The organism is Anaerophaga thermohalophila str. Valhall, from assembly GCF_000250735.1.
GTDB lineage: Bacteria > Bacteroidota > Bacteroidia > Bacteroidales > Marinilabiliaceae > Anaerophaga > Anaerophaga thermohalophila_A.
Map to the genome: position 1 here is coordinate 1 of NZ_AHZV01000313.1, position 864 is coordinate 864.

Here is an 864-nt window from a genome sequence, read left to right on the forward strand (position 1 = left end):
CTGTGTATAGGTATTTGCCATGGTGCCATTGTTTTGTGTCGTTCCTACGGAACTTTGTTTTCTTTAGATATTTCGAATTCTACCATACTGCCACCTCTACGAGGTTATATTAAGCTTGCTCATTCCTCAATCGGAAATTGACTGAAGTAATGGCTGCCACCTCTACGAGGTTAGACTAAGCTTGCTCATCTTATTATACTCTCACTTCTGAGAGCTATTTTGAAGTTCCGTTAGGAACGCCAGTATGGTAGTAGCATAAAGGTTAAAGATATCAAAAGCTCCGGTAGGAGCGACAGATATTAATTATTAGTCATAAAATTCAAAGACATATTGGTTTTTAAAAGAGATATCAAATTTTTTTAACAATTCAAGATATTCCTCCCGAAATGTTTTTTTGGCATGGTGTTTCTCCTGTTCCATAATGTATTTTATTACCATATCTCTCTGTGAACGGGAATAAGAGAACGCACCATAACCTTCCTGCCATGCAAAACGAGCTCTTACTAAATTATTTTGGTTGATCCATTTTGAAGAGCTGGCTTTGATCTCTTTCATTACATCAGATAAGCTTTTGGCAGGACTCATTTCAAAAAAAATGTGTACATGGTCCCTGTATCCGTTTACTGCCAGCGAAAAGTTCCGACCGTTATTGATTATTCCGGCAATGTATTGATGTAACCTGTTTCGATAGCTATCCAAAATAATGTTTTCACGACCTTTGACCGAAAAAATGGCGTGTATATTTAACTGTGTATAGGTATTTGCCATGGTGCCATTGTTTTGTGTCGTTCCTACGGAACTTTGTTTTCTTTAGATATTTTGAATTCTACCATACTGCCACCTCTACGAGGTTATACTAAGCCC

General features: G+C 37.4%; 1 protein-coding gene. It reads right to left on the bottom strand.

What is annotated here, in order from left to right:
• Positions 1-306 precede the first annotated feature (306 nt).
• The gene (gene tnpA / locus OQ5_RS0116040; RefSeq protein WP_016778462.1) at positions 307-768 is read right to left on the bottom strand and encodes an IS200/IS605 family transposase; all 462 of its coding nucleotides are present in this window, start codon (positions 766-768) and stop codon (positions 307-309) included.
• Between the last annotated feature and the right edge of the window lie 96 nt (positions 769-864).